The organism is Rhodococcus sp. NPDC127527, assembly GCF_042672245.1.
Taxonomy (GTDB): Bacteria; Actinomycetota; Actinomycetes; order Mycobacteriales; family Mycobacteriaceae; genus Rhodococcus_G.
The window spans coordinates 22,390-40,105 of record NZ_JBHXVP010000012.1; the positions used below are offsets into that span (position 1 = coordinate 22,390).

At 71.0% G+C, this 17,716-nt stretch carries 17 protein-coding genes; 14 read left to right on the top strand and 3 right to left on the bottom strand.

The annotated features are described in order from the left end of the window. The first annotated feature begins 6 nt into the window (after positions 1 to 6). The 9 genes from ACFVH2_RS19015 to ACFVH2_RS19055 all read left to right on the top strand — a co-directional run bounded on the left by ACFVH2_RS19015 (position 7) and on the right by ACFVH2_RS19055 (position 8,716). Positions 7 to 864, top strand: a complete 858-nt coding sequence (locus tag ACFVH2_RS19015; protein ID WP_378428403.1) for an ABC transporter permease — start codon at positions 7 to 9, stop codon at positions 862 to 864. Next, a complete protein-coding gene (locus ACFVH2_RS19020) occupies positions 837 to 1,664 on the top strand; it encodes an ABC transporter ATP-binding protein (RefSeq protein WP_378428401.1) in 828 nt (275 codons plus the stop codon). The genes ACFVH2_RS19015 and ACFVH2_RS19020 overlap by 28 nt, the downstream gene beginning before the upstream one ends. Beyond that, a complete protein-coding gene (locus tag ACFVH2_RS19025) occupies positions 1,661 to 2,707 on the top strand; it encodes an ABC transporter substrate-binding protein (RefSeq protein WP_378428390.1) in 1,047 nt (348 codons plus the stop codon). The genes ACFVH2_RS19020 and ACFVH2_RS19025 overlap by 4 nt, the downstream gene beginning before the upstream one ends. After that, positions 2,704 to 3,819 carry an LLM class flavin-dependent oxidoreductase gene (locus ACFVH2_RS19030; RefSeq protein WP_378428388.1) on the top strand — a complete coding sequence of 372 codons (1,116 nt, stop codon included), beginning with the start codon at positions 2,704 to 2,706 and terminating at the stop codon, positions 3,817 to 3,819. Before ACFVH2_RS19025 ends, ACFVH2_RS19030 begins: the two co-directional genes overlap by 4 nt. Beyond that, positions 3,816 to 5,003, top strand: coding sequence for an LLM class flavin-dependent oxidoreductase (locus tag ACFVH2_RS19035; RefSeq protein WP_378428386.1), 1,188 nt, complete (start codon positions 3,816 to 3,818; stop codon positions 5,001 to 5,003). Before ACFVH2_RS19030 ends, ACFVH2_RS19035 begins: the two co-directional genes overlap by 4 nt. Before the next feature lie 30 nt (positions 5,004 to 5,033). Next, positions 5,034 to 5,741: a class II aldolase/adducin family protein gene (locus ACFVH2_RS19040; protein WP_378428384.1), complete on the top strand. Its 708-nt coding sequence runs from the start codon at positions 5,034 to 5,036 to the stop codon at positions 5,739 to 5,741. Positions 5,742 to 5,844: 103 nt separating this feature from the next. Beyond that, positions 5,845 to 6,792, top strand: a complete 948-nt coding sequence (locus ACFVH2_RS19045; protein ID WP_378428382.1) for an ABC transporter substrate-binding protein — start codon at positions 5,845 to 5,847, stop codon at positions 6,790 to 6,792. 48 nt (positions 6,793 to 6,840) lie between these two features. Continuing rightward, entirely contained in the window at positions 6,841 to 7,284 is a 444-nt protein-coding gene (locus ACFVH2_RS19050; RefSeq protein WP_378428380.1) for a MaoC/PaaZ C-terminal domain-containing protein, read from the top strand. A 112-nt stretch (positions 7,285 to 7,396) separates the two neighbouring features. Then, positions 7,397 to 8,716 (top strand): hypothetical protein, encoded by a 1,320-nt coding sequence (locus ACFVH2_RS19055; RefSeq protein WP_378428378.1) that lies wholly within the window; start codon positions 7,397 to 7,399, stop codon positions 8,714 to 8,716. Positions 8,717 to 8,759: 43 nt separating this feature from the next. On the opposite strand, the gene ACFVH2_RS19060 is transcribed toward ACFVH2_RS19055, so the two are convergent. Next, on the bottom strand, positions 8,760 to 9,341 hold the full coding sequence (locus ACFVH2_RS19060) for a TetR/AcrR family transcriptional regulator (RefSeq protein ID WP_378428376.1): 582 nt from the start codon (positions 9,339 to 9,341) through the stop codon (positions 8,760 to 8,762). A gap of 183 nt (positions 9,342 to 9,524) precedes the next feature. Here ACFVH2_RS19060 and ACFVH2_RS19065 point away from each other — a divergent pair, with 183 nt between their 5' ends. The 5 genes from ACFVH2_RS19065 to ACFVH2_RS19085 all read left to right on the top strand — a co-directional run bounded on the left by ACFVH2_RS19065 (position 9,525) and on the right by ACFVH2_RS19085 (position 14,297). After that, positions 9,525 to 9,998, top strand: a complete 474-nt coding sequence (locus ACFVH2_RS19065) for a hypothetical protein (RefSeq protein WP_378428374.1) — start codon at positions 9,525 to 9,527, stop codon at positions 9,996 to 9,998. 182 nt (positions 9,999 to 10,180) lie between these two features. Then, positions 10,181 to 10,858 carry a TetR/AcrR family transcriptional regulator gene (locus ACFVH2_RS19070; protein WP_378428372.1) on the top strand — a complete coding sequence of 226 codons (678 nt, stop codon included), beginning with the start codon at positions 10,181 to 10,183 and terminating at the stop codon, positions 10,856 to 10,858. A gap of 96 nt (positions 10,859 to 10,954) precedes the next feature. Beyond that, positions 10,955 to 12,148 (top strand): thiolase family protein, encoded by a 1,194-nt coding sequence (locus ACFVH2_RS19075; protein ID WP_378428370.1) that lies wholly within the window; start codon positions 10,955 to 10,957, stop codon positions 12,146 to 12,148. Between the two features lie 30 nt (positions 12,149 to 12,178). After that, positions 12,179 to 12,940 (top strand): 3-hydroxyacyl-CoA dehydrogenase, encoded by a 762-nt coding sequence (locus ACFVH2_RS19080; RefSeq protein ID WP_378428369.1) that lies wholly within the window; start codon positions 12,179 to 12,181, stop codon positions 12,938 to 12,940. Positions 12,941 to 13,145: 205 nt separating this feature from the next. Beyond that, positions 13,146 to 14,297 carry an acyl-CoA dehydrogenase family protein gene (locus ACFVH2_RS19085; protein WP_378428367.1) on the top strand — a complete coding sequence of 384 codons (1,152 nt, stop codon included), beginning with the start codon at positions 13,146 to 13,148 and terminating at the stop codon, positions 14,295 to 14,297. Between the two features lie 24 nt (positions 14,298 to 14,321). Here ACFVH2_RS19085 and ACFVH2_RS19090 read toward each other — a convergent pair whose 3' ends face one another. Together ACFVH2_RS19090 and ACFVH2_RS19095 are read right to left on the bottom strand one after the other, a co-directional pair. Continuing rightward, positions 14,322 to 15,914, bottom strand: coding sequence for a GMC family oxidoreductase (locus tag ACFVH2_RS19090; protein ID WP_378428365.1), 1,593 nt, complete (start codon positions 15,912 to 15,914; stop codon positions 14,322 to 14,324). A 54-nt stretch (positions 15,915 to 15,968) separates the two neighbouring features. Beyond that, on the bottom strand, positions 15,969 to 17,687 hold the full coding sequence (locus ACFVH2_RS19095) for an aldehyde dehydrogenase family protein (RefSeq protein ID WP_378428363.1): 1,719 nt from the start codon (positions 17,685 to 17,687) through the stop codon (positions 15,969 to 15,971). Positions 17,688 to 17,716: the final 29 nt, after the last annotated feature.

A 17,716-nucleotide genomic window follows, 5' to 3' on the forward strand; every position in this document is an offset into this window, starting at 1 on the left:
GTGGCCCTGCTGGCCCCGCCCCGGAGGCGGGACACCCGCTCCGCCGGAACCGAGACCCTCGAGCTCGAGGAGCCGCGCTACCGGGCGGGCCGTCGTCGGCCGCGCTGGGTCTCGGTGCCGCTGCGGTTCCTGGTGCCGGCGCTGATCGTCGCGGCGTGGTGGATCGGCTCGGCCACCGGACTGATCCCCGAGGAGATCCTCGCCGGACCGCCGAAGGTGTGGAGTGCGTTCGCCGAGCTGTACCAGACCGGGCAGCTCGTCGACTTCTCCATCGCCTCGTTCAAGCGGGCGGCGCTCGGGGTGCTGTTCGGCGTGCTGATCGGACTGCTCCTCGGTGTGCTCTCCGGACTGTCCAGCCTCGGTGAGGAACTCATCGACTCGACCATGCAGATCAACCGGGCCATCCCGTTCCTCGCGCTGGTGCCGCTGTTCATCGCCTGGTTCGGCATCGACGAGACCTTCAAGGTGCTGCTCATCACGGTCGCCACCGTCGGCCCGATGTACGCGTACACCTACCTCGGCGTGCGCAACGTGGACCGCAAGATGGTCGAGGCCGCACAGAGTTTCGGCCTCCGGGGCTGGCGCCTGGTGTTCGGGGCGATCCTGCCCGCGGCGCTGCCGGGCGTGCTGATGGCGCTGCGGATCTGCCTCTCGATCTCCATCACCGGACTGATCGCGGCCGAACAGGTCGGCACCCGCGAGGGCATCGGATACCTCGTCACCCTCGCGCAGGAGTACAACCGTACCGACTACATGGTGCTGTGCGTGGTGCTCTACGCGGTGCTCGGCCTGATCTTCGACGGCGTCGTGCGGATCATCGAGAAGTTCGCGATGCCCTGGCGGGCGCAGGCGGCGGTCCGGTGAGCGCCCCGCTGCCGCCCCTGGACAGCCGGGAGCGGACCGCGACGACCGCCAGCGCCCGTCGCGCCGGGGAGCCGGTCGCCGTCTCGATCACGGGACTGCGCAAGTCCTTCGGCGACAAGACGGTGCTCGACGGGGTGGACCTCGAAATCCACCGAGGCGAGTTCGTGGTGCTGCTCGGGCCGAGCGGCACCGGCAAGACGACGCTGCTGCGACTGCTCACCGGGCTCGAGAAGGCCGACGCCGGAACGGTTCTGGTGCCCGGTCAGCGGACGACGGTCTACCAGGAGCCGCGGCTGATCCCGTCCAAGCGGGTGCTCGCCAACGTGACGGTCGGGCAGCGGCGCACCGCGGAGACCAAGGCCCGTGCCGCGGAGGCGTTGGCGGAGGTGAACCTCGAGGCCAAGGCCCGGCAGTGGCCGGCCACCCTGTCCGGCGGCGAGGCACAGCGCGTCGCGTTGGCCAGGGCGCTGGTCCGCGAGCCGGAACTGCTGCTGCTCGACGAGCCGTTCGCCGCGCTCGACGCGCTGACCCGCCTGCAGATGCAGGACCTGGTCGGCGACCTGGTGGCCCGGCACCGCCCCGCGGTGCTGCTGGTCACCCACGACGTCGACGAGGCGGTGCGGCTGGCCGACCGGGTGCTGATCCTCAACGAGGGCCGCTTCGCCGTCGACGTGGACATCGACCTGGCCCGTCCCCGCGACCGGACCGATCCCGCCTCACTGCGCTACCGCGCTGCCTTCCTCGCCGAACTCGGCGTCGGCCGAACCAGTTCTTCCACAACCACCCAGGAGTCCCGATGACTGTCACGTCCGAGACCGCACTCGACACCCTCTGGTACACCCGCTGCCCGGTGCCCACCGCGAGCGGCCTCGCCCTCAGCCTCGGCTGGCTCGGCGAGGCAGCCGAGGGTGCGGGCGTCAGCCTCGGCGTGCTGCAGGACGCCGGCCCCGAGCTGGCCGTGCGCCACTTCGACCACCAGCTGCTCGGCCTCGTCCGCGAGGGCGGCAACGTGCCCGCGATCGCGGCCCGGGCCCAGGGTTCGCCGACCCGGCTGATCGGGCTGACCTGGATCGACGAGGCGCAGGCCATCCTCGTCGGACCCGACAGCGCGGTCGCCGGCGCCGCCGACCTGGCGGGCCTGCGGATCGGCGTCCCCGCCTGGGCACAGGACCAGGCGCGCAGCTTCCCGCGCGCCATGGCCCTGCACGGCTTCGCCGCCGCGCTGCGCCTCGGCGGGCTCACCCTCGCCGACGTCACCGCGGTCGAGGTCGAGGTCGAGCGGAACCCGCAGGTGCGCAACGCCGTTCGCGACAACCCGCGCGTCACGACCTGGGGCGTGGACGAGTTGCTGCGCGGCGAGGTGGACGCGATCTACGTCAAGGGCGCCCGCGCCCAGGAGGTGGCCCGCGAGCACGGCCTGCGGGTCGCGGTGGACCTGGACGCCACCGACGCCAAGCGGTTGCGGGTCAACAACGGCACCCCGCGTCCGATCACCGTGCACGCGGACCTGCTCGAGTCGCGGCCGGACCTGGTCGTGAACTTCCTCGCGCAGTCCCTGCGCGCGGCGGACTGGGCGGCGGGAAATCTCGACCAGGTGCGCGAGGTGCTGCAGCGGGAGACCCTGTCCGGTCCCGACGGTGTCGTCGCCGCCTACGGCGCGGACTTCCACAAGGACCTGCACCCGTCGCTGTCGGACGAGCGGGTCGAGCTGATCGGGATCCAGAAGCAGTTCCTCTACACGCACGGCTTCCTCGCCGCGGACTTCGACCTGGAGTCGTGGGTGGCCCGCGAGCCGCTCGAGCGGGCGCGGGAACTGGTGGCGAAGAACGGGGGCGCGTCATGACCGAGTTCGTCTGGCGGCTGCCCTCCCGCGGTGACGGCAGGCACGCGGCGCCGGGTGCGCGCAACCGCGGCGGCTTCGGCGGCCCGCGGGTGCCCACCCCGGCAACGGACCTGCGGCCCGGCAACTTCGGGCCGTTCGACGAGTTGTCGCAGGTGGTGCTCGCCGCCGAACTGTCCGGGCTCGACGGGGTGCTCGCGCCCTACGACCCGCTCGGCGAGGAGTCCTGGATCGTGGCGGGCGGCGCGCTGCGGGAGACCCGGCACGCCGGGGTGATCGTGGAGTTCCATCCCGCGTTCGGCACCCCGGTGTACGCGGCGAAGGTGTCCGCGACGCTGCAGCGACTCTCGGCCGGCCGGTTGTCGTGGCGACTGCACGTCGAGGCCGACGAGGCCGACGCCCGCTCACGCGGCGACCGCGTCACCGGGGTCGACCGCTACGCCCGCGCGGCGGAGTTCCTGTCGGTCGCCCGCGGCGTCTGGAACGAGGCGCCGGTCGCCGGGGCGGGGTTCGCCGGCACCGACTTCCAGTTCGCGGGGGAGTACTTCGACGTCATCGACGGCGGATTCCGCGGCATCCTGTCCGGGTTGCCGTTCCCGACCGTCCACCTCTCCGGATCCTCGGAGGAGGCGCTGGACCTGTCGGCGCGACACGCGGACGTGCACGTGTTCACCGAGACGGTCGACGGTGTCGCGGCGTCGATCGACTCGCTGCGTCGGCGCGCGGCCGCGGCCGGCCGCACCGTCCGGGCCGGGCTGGAACTGCCGATCATCGCCCGCGAGAGCGAGGACGAGGCCTGGGCGCGGGCGCAGCGGCAGTGGCAGGAGGTGCACTCCGGCGGCGTCGGCGCGCGCTCCCTCGACCTCGGCGACGGCCGCTGGGCCGGCTTCGCCGAGATCGGCTACGACCAGCCGATCGGCCTGGTCGGCAGCTACGAGCAGGTGGCGGGGCAGCTCTCGGGCTACATCGAGGCCGGCATCGAGACCGTCGTGCTGTCCGGCCACCCGCACATCGAGGAGGCGCACCGCGCCGGCGAGCACCTGCTGCACCTCGTCGACCCCGCCGGCCGCACCCTCGGCCACGCGCCCCGTCACGGTCAGGAGGCCACCGCATGAGCATCGACTTCTACTGGCGCGTCGGGATGGAGGGCGACCACGCGTCGCTGCGCACGCCCCGTCGCTACAACCGCGGCAACGCGAACGGCTACGGCCCCGGCAACATCGCCCCCGCGATCCGCGGCGGCGAACTCGACGGCTACAGCTACGTCGACCACGTCGCGGCGGTGGTGCGGGCGTCGGAGTCGGCGGGGTTCGTCGGTGGTCTGCTGCCCTCGTTCCCGGTCACCGAGGACCCGTGGGCGCTCGCGTCGGCACTGGCCCGCGAGACCAGCACCTACCGGTTCATGGTGGCCTTCCAGCCCGGCTTCCTGCATCCCGTGCAGGCCGCCCGGATGTCGGCGAGCCTGCAGCGGGCCACCGGCGGCCGGCTGGTCTACAACATCATCAGCGGCGGCGGGGGACCGGCGCAGCTGTGGTGGGGCGACAAGGTCGACCACGACGACCGCTACGCGCGCACCAGCGAGTTCCTGGACGTGCTGCGCGGGGTGTGGGACGGCGACCCGTACGACCACGACGGCCGGTTCTTCCGGACCGACGGGGCCGCGCTGCCGCCCGGACTGGCCGGTCAGCCGTTCCCGGAGGTGTACTTCTCCGGCTCGTCGGCCGCCGCGGTGAACGCGGCCGGGCTGCACAGCGACTACTACCTGTCCTGGCTCGAGCCGTTCGCGGACCTGCGGGCGAAGTTCGACGGCGTCCGCGCGCACGCCGAGAAGCTGGGGCGGACACCGAAATTCGCGGTCCGCATCGACGTCGTCGCCCGGCACACCGAGGAGGCGGCCTGGGCGGAGATCGAGAAGGGCTGGGCGTTCGTGGACCGCGAGGCCGCCAACCGCGCCGCCCAGGGCGACTCCGTCGGCGCCGCGCGGATCGCGGGCTGGGTGCCCGAGACCATCACCGGCTACCGCGACCTCGAGGTCCAGCCGAACGTGTGGTGCGGATTCAGCCTGATCCGCGGCGGTCCGGCCTTCGGGCTGGTCGGCAGCTACGAGCAGGTCGCGCAGCGCCTCGACGAGCTGCGCGCGCTCGGCGTCGACTCCTTCATCCTCGCCGGCAACCCGCACCTCGAGGAGGCCTACCGCGTCGGCGAGGAGGTCCTCCCCCTACTCCAGGCGGCTCCGCCGCCCGTGCGCGCTTCCCGGGTCCAGGGACTCGACAACCGCGCACGGCTCCTCGTTCCCTGACCCACATTCGACATCACCAGGAGAGACACCATGACCACCACCGAATCCCGTATCAGCGAGACCATTTCCGCCTTCGTCGACGCCACCGCCCTGGACGCACAGAAGGCGTTCCGGGTGTTCCGGGAGACCGGCACGGTCTCCGCGAACGGCACCGTCAACTTCGTCGAGCGGGTGCCCGGCGAGGAGATCGCCGTCGCACTCAACGAGCCCGGCCCGTGGGCCGACGACCCGATCGCGCGGCCCGTGGTCGCGACCTTCGACGGCGAGGTGCTCGCCGGCACCGGCTCGGCGGGCTTCGTCACCGCCTACGCCGACCTGTTCCGCCGCCACCCCGAGATCACCTCGGTGGTGCACGTGCACACCCCGTGGCTGGGCGGGTTCGCGCAGACCCACCAGTCGCTGCCGATCCGGTACGCGGCCTCGCAGCGGCTCACGCTGTCCCGCTCGATCCCGCCGCACATCGATCGCAGCATCGGCGCGGGCGAGTTCATCCTCGGCGAGCTGCAGCGCGATCCCGACCTGGTCGCGATCTTCGAGGCCAACGGCGGCGTGAACGTCATCGGCCGCCACGGACTGCTCGAGCTGGCCAAGTTCGTCGTGCTGCTCGAGGAGGGTGCCCAATACCAGGCGATCGGTGAGTCCGTCGGCGGCACCGTCGAATTCGACCCGACCAACCTCGTCGCCCAGTGGGGCCGCAGCGGCCTGCTCGAGCGGGCCCGCGAGCGCGGCCTGGTCTAGGCGGCTCCGCCACCCGTGCGCGGTAGACGAGTCCCTGCACTCGCCAACCGCGCACGGGCGCGTAGCGCCTCCACCCGACAACTTTCGAAGGAGACTCCCGACAATGAGCATTCGCATCGGCTACTTCCCGCACAACAACTCGCTGTTCGTGCTGCGCCACCGCGGCATCCTCGAGCGAGCCCTCCCCGACGTGGAATGGGTCGACCTGCGCGCACTTCCGGAGGCCGAACCGGTGGACGTGACGGCCGCGCTGCCGAGCTTCCACTCCGACTGGCTGTTCACCGACGGCGGCTACGACGTCATCGGCACCGGCTTCACCCCGCCGATCACCGCGCTCGCCGAGGGCCACGACGTGGTCTACCTCGGCGTCTCGGGTCCGCGCATCGAGAACGGTCGTCTGGTGGCTCTCGCCGACTCAGGCATCGAGACCGTCGCGGACCTGAAGGGCAGGCGGGTCGGCATCGCGCACGGCTCCTGGCAGACCAGCCTGCTGCTGATCGCCCTGGACCAGGTCGGACTGACCTGGGCGGACGTCGAGCCGATCGACACCGGCGTGCGCGAGGGCGGCGCGGCGCTGCTCGCGGGCGAGCTCGACGCCTGGGTCGGCTCGTACCCCGGACTCTACGCGCTCGAGACCGACCACGACGTGCGCACCCTCGTCGACACCGAGTCGCTGTTCAGCCACCCGTCGTTGTGGTTCACCAGCCGGGAGTTCGCCGAGACCAACCGCGAGGCCATCGAGGCGGTCGTCGCCGCGCTGCAGGAATCCGACGCGTGGGTCGATGCGAACCCTCGGGAGGCCGCGCAGTACTTCGTCGACGACACGCTCGCCCGCGGCGGGAAGGCCGACCTGGACCAGTGGGAGAACGCGCTGCGAGGCCGGCCGTGGGGAGTCGACCCCGTCGGCGAGTCGTTCCTCGACGAGCAGCAGCACACCGCGGACCTGTTGGCCGCCAACGGTTTGCTGGCGCGCACGGTCGACGTGCGCTCGGCCGTCCTGCCGTGGATCGGTGAGGTCGTCGAGGCGAGCAGGTCGGGCGCGAGCGCCTAGCTCTGCCAGCCCTGTTCGCGCGGAACGGGAGCCTGGCAGTATCGAGGCATGGACGAGGTGAAGTACGCCGAGGACCTGACGGTCGGTGACGTGATCGATTTGGGCTCCCATACGGTCACCGAGGCCGAGCTGGTGGACTTCGCGACCGCGTGGGACCCGCAGGACTTCCACACCGACAGTGCCGCGGCCGAGCAGGGCTACTTCGGCGGTCTGATCGCCAGCGGCATGCACACCCTGGCAGTGTTCCAGCGACTGTCGGTGCTCGGCGCCTACCGGCACTGGAGCGTGATCGGTGGCCGCGGGCTGCGCGACGTCCGGTTCCTGCGGCCCGTTCGTCCCGGCGACGTGCTGACCGGGCTGATGGTTCTCGACAGCGTCGAACTGGACGATCGCGGCCGCGGCCTGGTGACCACGACCGGTGAGCTGGTGGACGCGCAGGGCCGGACGGTGTTCAGCCTGCTCACGGAGTCGTACCTGCGCCGCCGACCGTGACCGGTGCGCCGCGCGTCTGCCCGTCCGGACTGCGGGGCCGCGTGTGATCCGCGACGATTGCCGGAGGTGACGGGCACGGGAGGTTGGTATGCCGGGAGACGAGCCTGGGGCGATGCGGCCGCGGGTCGGCACCGTGGCGACGGCGGCCGTGACGGCCGTGGTCGTGGGTGCGCTCGCCCGGCGGTGGTCCGCGACCGGGCCCGGCGGGGCCCGCGCGCCTCTGCTCACTCCCACTCCGACCGCGTCCGTCCCGACACCTCCGCGCGTGGAACCGCTCGACCAGGAGCTACCGGACGCGGCCGAGGTGCAGGTCGCCTACCTCGGGGTGCGCAGGCAGTTGTGGTCCGGACTGCTGACCATCCCGTTCGTCGGTTTCTGGATCGCCGCGCTGGTCGTGTGGGTGGCCACGCCGCCCGGTGAGATCGCGAACGAGGACTCGACTCGGGCGATCGTCCTGGAATGGCGATCGGGCGTTTCCGGGCTGATCACTCCCGCCGACTCCCTGACGTTCGCCGTGGCCCTGCTCGCAGTCATCGCCACCGTGAACATCGCGGTGAGCTTTCCGGCGCCGCGCAGTTCGGTGATCGACCAGGTCGCGACCATGTTCTGGAGCAATGCGCTGCGGGTGTTCACGTTCTGCGCGGCCGCGGTGGCCGTCGCGTTGGCGCTCGTGAACTGGGCGTCGACACCGCATGCGCGGTCGTCCGTCGGCGTGCTGGTCGCCGTGAGCGTGATTGCCGCCGGATGCGTCGTGTTGTCCGCGACGATCGGGATCGGCAGTGAGAACGCGGCCCAGCGACGTCGTTCGTTGAGCCAGATCGAGGGCAGGCTCGAGCAGGTCGACGCGCGCCTGGAGCGGGCACTCGGATTCCGTTCCACCGCAGCGCATGTGGTCGCCGCGCCGGCCCGTGGGTGGGCGCCGCTGCGCCACGCCGGACACGTCCTCGTGGCGGCGGTGGGGGCCGCCGTGATCACGGTCGCGATCAGCGCGACGGGCACGGGCGTGCTCGGCGCGGGGGAGGGCTGGCGGTCGCTCGTGATCCCGTCGGTGATCTGGATGGTGCTGGTCACCTCGGTCGTGTGGTACTTCGGCTACCTGCGCTGGACCGGGTACCACCGGCGCGAGCAGTGGAGCCTGCGAGTGAGTCCGTGGATCTTCCGGGCGCTGTGGCTCGGGCTGGCGCTGATGCTCGCGATCGTGGCGGGCGACGGCGCGGACTCGAAATCCTTCGACGCAGGCGTCGTCCTCACCGCGCTGACCCCCGCGATTCCCATCGCCCTGTTCGCGCTCGGCAGGCCCGACCGGCACGCCCCTGTGCTCGGATGGGCGGCCCGGCCGGTGTGGGGCGCCGTCGTTCGGTCGCTCGAGTCGAGGCGAGCGGAGCTGACCGAACGACGGCGCGAGAAGCTGCAGGGCCTGCGATCGGACTGACCGTGCTGTCGGGTCGCTCGAGGGCTGGAGCCCGGCGATTCCCTCAGCGCTGTCCCGCCATGATCAGCCTGGCGGTGACGTCGAGACGCTCGGCGATCTGCGCGTAGGACTCGTAACCCATGCCCGCACGAACGAGCGCCCCCGACCAGGCGATCTCGAGCGCCTCGAGCACGTCGGGATCCTGCCGGGGGCCGAGCGCCTCGTTCAGGCGGGCTCGGATGTCCCGCCCGATCCGGATCCGGAGGTGTTCGACGTCCGGGTCGTCGCCCATCATGGCGGTGGTGACGGCCGCGGCGAGTTCCGGCTCGTCCGAGACGAGCAGCGCGACCTCGCGGAGCACCGTGCAGACACGGTCGGCGGGGTCGCTGTCCTCGGGGGCCTCCCGCGGAATCGCGTCCAGGCGCCGCCAGAACACCTCCGCGACGAGGTGGCTCTTGGATGAGAAGTAGGTGTACGCGGTCGCCGCGGCCACGCCCGCCTCGGTGGCCACCAGGCGCACGGTCAGACCCGAGAAACCGTGTGTGCGCAGCACCGCTACCGCCGCCGTCGTCAGTCGGTCGACCGTCTCGGCCTGCTGCTCGGACAGTCGCCTGCGGGTGGACTCGAACTTGGCTTTGGTGGACACGTGTCCAGACACTACGGGAATCGGCAGATGCGGGCAAAGCGGGGAAGCCGGCTCAGCGGGTGAGTCGCCGATCTGCTGCCCGGAGATCCGGGGCAGCCCGACGAGTGGAATCTCCCCGTTTCGCCCGCTGCGACCGCTAGCATTCGTCGAACTGAACGGTGGGCTCTCGAACAGGAGATTCAGATGGGTGCAGGCAGGACGTTCCGTCGCCGGATCGGCTGGGGTGCATCGGGTTTGATGTTGGCGGCCGCGGCGGTCGGCATGTCCGTCCCGTCCGCGTCGGCGGTCACCTCCCCCGACGGCATGTTGTCCCTGGATGCCTCCCCGCCGCCCGGCGGATACGTCGTGGGCGTGCAGGCGGCCATCGGTGGGATGGTGGTCGGCTCACTGTTCGACACCCCTCAGGCGCGGGTGGTCTTCAGCGACAACGGAACCTGCTTCAACTCCCACTACCCGGGCATGGATGCGGCAGGACTCAGCGTCTGGTGGACGCCGACCACGGCCGGTACCCACACGATCAGTCTCACCCAGTACGGCAAGACGGTGTCGGAGACCGTCACGGTCAACCCGGCTCCTGACGGCACCCCGGTGCCGACTCCGGAGACCCCGGGGTGCCAGGGTGGCGGCAGCATCGACAGCGGCAGCCTCGGGTTCTGACCGTCCGGGCGGCGAACAGGTGCCCCGCCCGACCGTCAAACCGCTGCGCTGCAACGAGTCCGGGCTCGGTGACGCCCGTCGGGACGGGGATTCTCCGGCTCCAGGGCCCCGCGAACCGATGCGGGTGGGTGTTGCGGGTGCGGTAGGCTGGCGCGACCAGGGCGATCGATAGGTAGGCGCAGATGACCTCGTCAGCGTTGGACGCGTCCGTGGCCGCGGCGCCGGACTGGCGTGAACTCCGGCCGCTGGAACTGACCCCCATCCTGTCGGCAGCGCTCGACGCGTTCTACGAGAACGGCTTCCACGGCGCATCGGTGCGCGACATCGCCAAGCGCGTCGGCGTGACGGTCCCTGCCCTCTACTACCACCACGAGAACAAAGAGGGACTCCTGCTGGCGTTGCTGGAACTGAGCACCCGGGACGTGCTCGCCAGGGCCGACGCCGCCGATGCCGCGGGCGGTGACGATCCCGTGCAGCGGCTGGCCAACGTCATCTACTCCATCGTGTTGAGGATGACGAACCGTGCGCGCATGGTGTCGCTCGAGAGCGAGGTCCGGTACCTGAGCGCCGACAATCGGCAGCATCACAGCGCGGTGCGCAAGAACATCGAAGAGTTGGTCCTGGCCATCGTCAAGGACGGCGTCCGCGCCGGGGTGTTCTCGGCGGACGATGCGGCGGAGACGACGCGTGCGGTCCTGGGTATGTGTCAGTCCATTCCGCGCTGGTACCACGCCGAGGGCAAGTTGTCGCCGGAGTCGGTGTCGAACAAGTACGTCACCATCGCACTGAAGGCCGTGGGCTGCAACGCAACGGTCCGGCCGATTCGGGCGCCGCGCCGCAGGAAAACCGAAGCCGGCTAGGAATCGCTGCTCGGACCGGCTGAGCTGTTGACCCCTCGGTGTCCGCCGTGTTACACAATTTAGCGATCGTTAGGTAAGCCGATCGAAGGGAATTGCATGACCAACGCCGTCATCGTCGACGCGGTCCGCCTCGCCTCCGGCAAGGGCAAGCCCGGTGGGGCCCTCTCCGGTACCCATCCCGTGGAGCTGCTCGCGCACGTGCTCCGGTCCATCACCTCACGCAACGGCATCGACCCGGCCCAGGTCGACGACGTGATCGGCGGCTGCGTGCAGCAGGTCGGCGAGCAGGCGCTCAACATCTCCCGCACCGCGCTGCTCTCGGCCGGCTTCCCGGACTCGGTGCCCGCGACCACCATCGACCGGCAGTGCGGCTCGAGCCAGCAGGCCGCGCACTTCGCCGCGCAGGGCGTCATCGCCGGCGCGTACGACATCGTGATCGCGTGCGGCGTGGAGTCGATGAGCCGCATCCCGATGGGTACCTCGCCGATGGGCCAGGACACCGGCGGTCCGGGCATCGCCGCCAGGTACCCGGAGGGCCTGGTCCACCAGGGCATCTCCGCGGAACTGATCTCCGCGAAGTGGAAGCTCGACCGCGACACCCTCGACGCCTTCTCCGCGCAGTCGCATCAGCGGGCCGCCGCCGCGATCGCGAACGGCGCCTTCGACCGCGAGATCGTGCCGATCGACGTCGTGAACGCCGACGGGCAGACCGTCGCGCACACCGTCGACGAGACGGTGCGCGCGTCGACCACGGCCGAGGGGCTGTCGGGTCTGCGTCCCTCGTTCCGCACCGACGCGTTCGCGGCCCGCTTCCCGGAGGCGCCCTGGCAGATCACCCCGGGCAACTCCTCGCCGCTGACCGACGGCGCCTCCGCCGTGCTGATCATGAGCGAGGAGGCGGCGACCAGGCTGGGCCTGACGCCGCGGGCCCGCTTCCACTCGTTCTCCGTCGCCGGCGACGACCCGCTCTTCATGCTCACCGCGCCGATCCCGGCCACCCGCAAGGTGCTCGCCCGGGCCGGCCTGAGCATCGACGACATCGACGCCTACGAGGTCAACGAGGCCTTCGCGCCGGTGCCGCTGGCCTGGGCGCACGAGTTCAACGCCGATCCGGCCAAGCTCAACCCGCGCGGTGGCGCGATCGCGCTCGGGCACGCGCTCGGCTCGTCCGGCACCCGACTGCTCGCCACGCTGGTCAACCACCTGGAGACCACCGGCGGCCGCTACGGCCTGCAGACCATGTGTGAGGGCGCGGGCATGGCCAACGCCACCATCATCGAACGTCTCTGACCCACAACCCCATTCGAAAGGCATTCAGACATGCAGATCAACGACAGCGTCGCCCTCGTCACCGGCGGCGCGTCCGGCCTCGGCCTGGCCACGACCAAGGCCCTGCTCGCCGAGGGCGCCAGCGTCGTCATCCTCGACCTGCCGTCGTCCAACGGCGAGGTCGTCGCGAAAGAACTCGGCGACCAGGTCCGTTTCGCGGCGGGTGACGTCACCGACGAGGCGTCCGTCGTCGCGGCACTCGATCTCGCCGAGTCCCTCGGCCCCCTGCGCGTCACGGTGAACTGCGCCGGCATCGGCAACGCGATCAAGACCGTCGGCAAGAACGGTGCGTTCCCGCTCGCGGACTTCAACCGCGTCATCAACATCAACCTCGTCGGCACCTTCAACGTGCTGCGGCTGGCCGCCGAGCGGATCGCCAAGACCGAACCGGTCGACGGCGAGCGCGGCGTCATCATCAACACCGCCTCCGTCGCCGCGTTCGACGGCCAGATCGGTCAGGCTGCCTACTCCGCATCCAAGGGTGGCGTCGTCGGCATGACCCTGCCGATCGCCCGCGACCTGGCGTCGCTGCTGATCCGCGTCGTCACCATCGCGCCGGGCCTGTTCAAGACCCCGCTGCTCGCCGGGCTGCCGGAGGCGGCGCAGGCTTCCCTCGGCCAGCAGGTGCCGCACCCGAGCCGCCTCGGCGACCCCGCCGAGTACGGCGCCCTCGCCGCGCACATCGTCTCCAACCCGATGCTCAACGGCGAGACCATCCGTCTCGACGGCGCCATTCGCATGGCGCCGCGCTGACCCGAGTGCCGGTGGGGGAGGGGCGATGCGGGCGCGGCCCGCTCGCCCCTCCTCGGCATCTGGACCAATACTTGGACGTCCTATAATATTGTCGGACCGGCGCCGAGTCAGCGTGCTCGCGCGCGTCTGACCCCAACGGCCGCAAGCGTTCTCGAATCGCGGGCGGTGCGGGCCGACCACCCCTGTTCACGACAAGAGGATGACCATGGCGAGCAAGCACGTACCGAGCTGGTTCGACGACGAGGTCGCGGCGGTGTCCGAGCTCGCCGCCGGCTTCTTCGAGCGGGAGGTGGTCGCGCACAACGAGAAGTGGGACGCCCAGCATCGCATCGACCGGGAGGTGTGGCTCAAGGCCGGCGAGCTCGGGCTGTTGTGCTGCTCGATCCCGGAGGAGTACGGCGGCGGTGGCGGCACGTTCGCGCACGACCTGGCCGTGTTCGAGGCCCAGGGTTACGCGGGTGACCTCTCGTTCGGGGTGTCCGTGCACTCCGGCATCGTCGCGCACTACATCGCCGAGTACGGCTCCGAGGAGCAGAAGCGAACGTGGTTGCCGGGCATGGCGACCGGCGAGATCCTCGGTGCCATCGGGATGACCGAACCCGGCGCCGGGTCGGACCTCAAGGCGATCAAGACGTCCGCGATCCGTGACGGCGAGGAGTACGTGGTCAACGGGTCGAAGACGTTCATCACCAACGGGTCGTCCGCCGACGTCATCGTGCTCGCCGTCAAGACCGACCCGAAGGCGGGCGCCAAGGGCGTGTCGCTGCTGATCGTGGACCTGCGCGAGTGCCCCGGTTTCGCGGTGGGGCGGGTACTGGACAAGGTGGGCCAGCAGGGCGCCGACACCTCGGAGCTCTCGTTCACCGACGTGCGGGTGCCGGTGTCGAACCTGCTCGGTGACGCCGAGGGGCAGGGCTTCGGGCAGTTGATGGCGCAGCTCGTGCAGGAGCGCCTGATCATCGGGGCCCAGGCGTCGGGCGCGATGAAGCGGGCGGTGGCCGACACGGTCGCGTACACGAAGTCGCGGCAGGCGTTCGGGCACAGCCTGTTCGAGTTCCAGAACACGGCGTTCGAGCTGGCCGAGTGCCAGACCATCGCACGCACCTGCGAGGTGTTCCTCGACCACTGCATCCAGGCGCACCTGCGCGGCGAGCTGGACCCGTCGGAGGCGGCGATGGTCAAGTACTGGCTCACCGACAAGCAGTGCGAGGTGATCGACCGGTGCGTGCAGGTGCACGGCGGGTACGGCTACATGCGCGAGTACCTGATCGCGCGGATGTACGAGGACGCGCGCGTGCAGCGGATCTACGCCGGCGCCAACGAGGTGATGAAGGGGATCATCGCGAGGGCGCTGTAACCCCAGCGCGGCACCGCCGTTCGCTCAGTTCGACGCCGCGATCAGGTCGGCCGCCCTCTCTCCGATCACCACGCAGGGCGCGTGGGTGTGCCCGCGGATGATCGTCGGCATGATCGACGCGTCCGCCACGCGCAGCCGGTCCACCCCGCGCACCCGCAGCTGCGGATCGACGACGCTCGCCGCGTCCTTGCCCATGCGGCAGGTTCCCGTGGGGTGGTAGAGGGTGTGCGAGGTGCGCTCGAGGGCGGCCTCGAGCACCTCGTCCAGCGGCGGCCGGGAGGTCAGGGCGGGTCGGACCAGCTCGCCGAGCAGCGACTTCAGTGCAGGGGCGGAGGCGAGGGAATCGCACACCCGCAGGCCCTCGAGCATGGCGCGGCGGTCCACGCCCGCAGCGTCGCTGAGGTAGCGCGGATCGATGACCGGCTTGTCCGTGTGGTCCGCCGATCGGAGCGTGATCTCGCCTCGGCTCTCCGGCTTGAGCAGGATCGTGCCGAGGATCACGGCGTGCTCGGTGGCGGGCACGAGGCCCTCGTCGAAGAACGGGGCGGGCGCGAAGATCATCTCCAGGTCGGGGAGCGCGAGTTCCTCACGGCTGCGGGTGAATCCGTAGGCCTCACCGACGTTCGACGTGAGCATCCCGCGGCGCCGGACCAGGTAGTTGGCGAGCTCGGGGAGCTTCTCGGCGGTGAGGAGCGTGTCCGATTCGACGCGATAGCCGAGCATCGACACCAGGTGATCGGACAGATTGCGGCCCACCTCGGGAAGGTGGCGTTGCACCGCGATGCCGTGGGCACGCAGCTGCTGCTCGTCGCCGATCCCGGACAGCATCAGCAGCTGCGGGGTGTTGATCGCGCCGCCGGCGAGCACCACCTCCTTGCGGGCGCGGACCGTGCGGCGCACGCCTGCCCGCACGTACTCGACGCCGACGGCGGCCGATCCCTCGAACAGCACCCGGGTCGCGGCGGCCTCGGTGAGCACCGTCAGGTTGGCGCGCTTGCGCGCGGGCACGAGGTAGGCGTCGGCCGTGCTCCAGCGGGCGCCGCGCCTCTGGGTGACCATCGTCTGCGAGAAGCCCTCGGGCTGGGCGGTGTTCGCCCGCTCCACCGGGAATCCCGTCTCGCGCGCCGCCTCCAGGTAGGCGCCGGTCAGGGATCGGGGGGAGCGTTGCCGGCTGACTGTCAGCGGGCCGGTGGTGCCGGCGTCCTCCGTGGCGGCGCCCTCCACGTTCTCGATCCTGCGGAAGTACTCCACCACCTTGCCGAAGGACCAGGAGTCGTCGGCGAGCTCGGCCCACTCGTCGTAGTCGGCGGCGAAGCCACGCACCCACATCATGGCGTTCATCGACGACGATCCGCCGAGCATCTTCCCCCGGGGCCAGTAGATGCTGCGGCCGCCGAGTCCCGGCTGCGGCTCGGTCAGGTAGTCCCAGTCGAGCTCGCTGCGGAACAGCTTGGAGAAGGCCGCGGGAATGTGGACGAACTTGTCCTTGTCCTTCGGGCCGGCCTCGAGCAGGACCACCTCGTTGCGCGGGTTCTCGCTGAGCCGGCCGGCCAGTGCGGCGCCGGACGATCCCGCGCCCACGATGACGTAGTCGGCCGTTGACGATTCTTCGATCATGCGTTCATCTCCACATCGGGAAGAGTTGGGTGGGCGTGCTTCTCGCGGTCGGTGTCAGCCGCGCAGGGCGGAGGCGAAGATCGCGGGCAGTCGCGTCCAGGACGGCTTGCCCGCGAACTCGGTCAGCAGCCGTCCGGTGCCCGCCGCGGTCTTGTTCGTGAGGAACCACGGCGGCTTCGGCGAGATCGACCACTCCCGGTGGACCAGCGAGCGCGGGGACGGCCGGAACGGGCCGCGCACCACGGTGCGCTCGGGCCGGTCGATCAGCAGGGCGTTGTGGACGACGCCGATTCCGCTCTGCACGTCGCCGAGCGTGTGGCCGGGGAACGCGCCCCAGGGCGCCGCGGCGGTGAGGAATCCGAACGCGGTCCACGCGTTCACGGCGATGGTCCCGTACCGCAGGGATTCGAGCAGCGTGTCGAAACGACCGCCCATCGCGTCGATGGTGCCGGGTTCGGCGATGATGTTGACCCCGAGCGTGCCGACGAACTGGTCGTTGACCACCTCGGCGGCCCGGGTCGCGAAATCCGTTCCCTCGTGCGGCAGTTCGATCACACCCAACACCGGCCCGAAGTACTCGGTCTGCAGCAGCGGGGCGAACTCGTCGGGTCGCAGGCCCGACACCAGCACCCGGCCACCCTGCTCGCCCAGCCGTTCGGCCTTCGGGTACGTCTGCGCGGCCGCGGCGACCCGGTCGTCGCTGCCCGGGTAGTAGGCGGGCCGGGCCGGGGCGCGGTCGACGGCGGCGCGCAACGCCGCGACGAACTCGTCGCGCTGCGGCCACTGCGAGGACAGCACGACCACCTGCGAGGCGATGCAGTTGTAGCCGCCGTTGTGCAGGCGCTGCGTCGCGATGTGCTCGGCCTGGAACTCGATGTCCGCGCGGCTCCAGGTGCCGGGCAGCACGATGGTCGGCGACACCCCACCCAGTTCGCTGGTCATCCCCTTGTCGAGAACCGGCTCGCCCGCGGCCTTGCGGCGGGCGCCGTCCTCGCCGGTGCCGAAGACGATCGCGTCGTGGGTGAGCGCGCTGCCGGTCATGTGCACGTGGTCGACCAGGCGGTGCCGGGTCAGGTACGCGCCGACCTCCGCGCCGCCGGTGAGCAACCGGACCGCCCCGATCTCGATGAACGGCGCGAGCACCTCGGTGAGGACCGGCAGCATCCGGTCCATGATCGGGTTGAGCTTGAGGGCGACGACGCGGTTGTGCGCGAACAGTTCGTACAGCGCGTCGAGCGGCGCGATGGACGTGATGTTGCCGGCGCCCAGGACCACCCCGACGCCCTGCGTCCGGGTCGGGTCGAGTTGGGCGAGGCCCGCCTCACGCTGTGCCGTCGCACGATCGACGCCCGGCTGCAGCCAGACGTCGGCGCTGAACCCGCTCAGCAGCAGCCTGTCGAAGACGTTCATCGGCAGCGCCCGCACCGTGGTGCGGCCGCCGGGGGCGGTGCCGAAGGTCGCCCCGGCGAGCGGGCTGGTACCCGATTCGAGCTTCTCGAGGCTGGCGGACAGCGCGGTCGTGGCCGTGGCCATCGGGTAGGGCCCGGACAGCCACTCCTCGCCGACCAGGGGCGAGTCGGGGTCGAGTCGCTTGATCTCGACCGCCGCCGCGACCCATTCGGCCGCGTGTTGCACCGTGAGCTCGCCGACCCGCTCGAGCAGTCGTCGGCGTTCGCCCAGGGACAGGCCCGCCCAGACCTTCTCTCCCTCGACGAGGTCGGCGAGTGCCTCGTCGACGGCAGGGTGGCTGCTGGCGGCGTCGTGATCGGACATTGGGCAACTCCGTTCGATTCGGGGCAGGC